3 protein-coding genes are annotated in these 2,757 nt (G+C 62.0%); all 3 read left to right on the forward strand.

All coding sequences use genetic code 11. The annotated features are described in order from the left end of the window. The first annotated feature begins 445 nt into the window (after positions 1–445). The 3 genes from ENJ37_10510 to ENJ37_10520 all read left to right on the forward strand — a co-directional run bounded on the left by ENJ37_10510 (position 446) and on the right by ENJ37_10520 (position 2,657). Positions 446–928 (forward strand): helix-turn-helix domain-containing protein, encoded by a 483-nt coding sequence (locus tag ENJ37_10510; GenBank protein ID HHL40926.1) that lies wholly within the window; start codon positions 446–448, stop codon positions 926–928. Between the two features lie 218 nt (positions 929–1,146). Further along, positions 1,147–1,776: a chorismate lyase gene (locus tag ENJ37_10515; protein HHL40927.1), complete on the forward strand. Its 630-nt coding sequence runs from the start codon at positions 1,147–1,149 to the stop codon at positions 1,774–1,776. Next, on the forward strand, positions 1,773–2,657 hold the full coding sequence (locus tag ENJ37_10520) for a 4-hydroxybenzoate octaprenyltransferase (GenBank protein ID HHL40928.1): 885 nt from the start codon (positions 1,773–1,775) through the stop codon (positions 2,655–2,657). The genes ENJ37_10515 and ENJ37_10520 overlap by 4 nt, the downstream gene beginning before the upstream one ends. The last annotated feature ends 100 nt before the right edge of the window (positions 2,658–2,757 follow it).

Here is a 2,757-nt window from a genome sequence, read left to right on the forward strand (position 1 = left end):
ATCAGAGTTTCCAAAAGTTTATAATAACATATTGACAGGGGATTGTGAAAGCATTATAATATTTCCAATTTTGACATTATGGAATTCGCTCGGCGACTTTCGACTCTTTTTCCAGGTCTGCAGTTGCAGTCTTTGCCGAATCTTTCAAGGGTCATCAGCGCGCTCTCGACCGGAATGTTGCACAAATTCCGTGCAACCGGCCCCACGTGAAGACTCGCCTTACGGGTCTGCCGACGGCTCTGCCGGAAAGACACCGATCACCGTCACAAGGGCTGCACACCGGGAAAGATCAGATGCGGCCGTATAAGCACGGTATTTGAAGCCCGGCGGCAGGTCGCAGCCGTTCGGTAAAGAAGACTCCGAATTCTTCTTTTTCAAGCATTGCTCGCTTAGACGCCGGACACCCGGGAAAATACAACTACGCAACCACATCAAGGACGGGCACATGGGAGTAAGCTACATATCACTTATCGACAGGATGAGGAAGGCGGCCAAACTCAAGAACGACTCGGCCATAGCAAGGACACTGGGCATAACGCCTCAGGCCCTCTCAAACTACAAGAAGCGCGGCGAGATCCCGGCGGACCTCGTCCTCAAGTTCGCCGACATGTTCGGCCTCTCCGTGGACTGGCTCCTTACGGGAGAGGGCGAGATGTACAAGAGCAACCTGGCGTCATCGAAGACCGGCGGTGCGGCCTACGCGGCCGAGGAGGCGGGCAGCTACGGCAAGACGACCGCCGAGGGACTGGCCAAGATAACCGAGTGCGCAGCCCTCACGCCCGACGAGATAATCTACGTGGGCAAGCTGCTCAAGATCCTCAGGGGCTACAACAAGTCGGCCGTCGCCGCCATCAAGTACAGCATAGACACCTTCAGCAAGGCCTCCGAGTCGGCCGAAGAGGAGATAAAGAAAGAGGGGGCCCGCTGAATCGATTCCCACCCCGCCCTTCGGAGAAAACAAACTCTCTTTTGCCGCCGGCCGCCTGGGGAGCCCTATCCCCGTGAGGTTCCCTCACGCTGCTTCTCCCCCACGCATTCAATGCCCTGCGCCCCCTCTTCTCCGCCGCCCTTCGGCGGAGAAGAGGGGCGGCGCGGGTCGCTTTCCCCATTGACCCCGCGCCGGTCATGTGATATTTTTCCCCTGTTATGATGTTGAGTTACACCCTTGTCGAGCCGTGGCGGGAGTTCGCGGACGGTCATCCGCCCTGCGAGCCCGCCGGACTCGGTCCCAATCAGAGGCTCCTGCTCCTCTCCGACGGCTCGCTCACGCTCCACCTCGAAACGCTCTTCAGCGCCCCGGTCCGCGTGGAGCTCAAGCACAACGGCCCCTGCACGCTCGACGCCGCGCTGGCGCGCTACCTCGACGTGACACCCGGCGCCGAGTCGCTGGAGCGCGAGGTGTGGCTCACGGTCGAGGGCCGCAGGCTCGTCTACGCCCACTCGGTCATACCGCTGCGCTGCACGGAGCCGGAGCTTCTCGAGGCGCTGCGCCAGGGCGCCGAGCCCATAGGCAGGGTCCTCTCGGCGAGGAACACGCCGGTGGCCAAGGACAGGATAGAGGTAGGGCGCGTCATGTGCCCCAAGGCTGCAAGGGAGCTCGGCCTGGACGGGACCGCCGTCTTCGAGGCCAAGCGCTACAGGCTCGTAAACGGCCGGCCCGAGGGCGGATGGATCATAAAGGCGGCGCTGACCGAGATATTCAGCCCGGCGCTCATGGCCCAGCTCGACGACCTGGCGGCCGAGCGGGCCGGAGCCGACGGCGCACTGAGTCGATGAACGCCACGACGCCGGCCCTGAAAAAACTCTCGGCCATAGGCGGGCTCATAAGGATCGACAAGCAGTACGGCACGGCGCTGCTCCTTCTTCCCACGCTCTGGGGCCTCGTGATGGCCTCGGAGGGCAGGCCCTCGCTCAAGCATCTCTTGGTCTTCACGGTCGGATCGTTTCTTATGCGCAGTGCGGGCTGCGCCATAAACGACATCGCCGACCGCAACTTCGACCGCCACGTGGAGCGGACCAGGACGCGGCCGCTTGCAAGCGGCGAACTCACCGTGGGAGAGGCAGCGGCGGTCTTCGTCGTCCTGTCGCTGCTGGCCTTCGCACTGGTGCTTACCCTGAACAGGCTCACCGTGCTCCTTTCGGTCGCGGCCCTGGCGCTCGCCTCCCTCTACCCCCTCGCAAAACGGGTAAGCCGCGCCCCGCAGGCCGTGCTGGGCATGGCCTTCGGATGGGGGGCCGTCATGGCCTGGACGGCCGTGCGCGGCTCCATTGCAGCGGTGCCGGTGCTCATATTCCTGGCCAACGTCTGCTGGTCGCTGGCATACGACACGATCTACGCTCTCATGGACAGGGAGGACGACCTGAAGATCGGCGTCAAAAGCACGGCCATACTCTTCGGAGAGCGGGTCTTCGAGGCCGTCTCGGCCTTCTACTGGGCCATGGCGCTCCTGCTCGCCGCCGCCGGAGCGCTCCACGGCGCCGGATGGATATACATGACCGGCGTGGCCGCCTCGCTCGCCTTCTTCCTGTCGACCACGGCGAAGATAAAGAAAAAACCCACGCGCGAGGCCGCCATGAAAGGCTTCGTCGCCAACGTCTGGGGCGGAACCGCCATACTCACGGCCATCGTGCTCGACCTCAACACAGGGAAATTCTGATTAATTACCCTGGGGGAAACTTTCTGTAGAAAGTTTCCCCCAGACCCCCTTCAAAGACTTTCAATACGAGTTGGTTTCCCCCTGTTTTGCCAGGCAAAAC

It is taken from the genome of Deltaproteobacteria bacterium (assembly GCA_011375175.1).
In the GTDB taxonomy this organism is placed as follows: Bacteria; Desulfobacterota; GWC2-55-46; order GWC2-55-46; family DRME01; genus DRME01.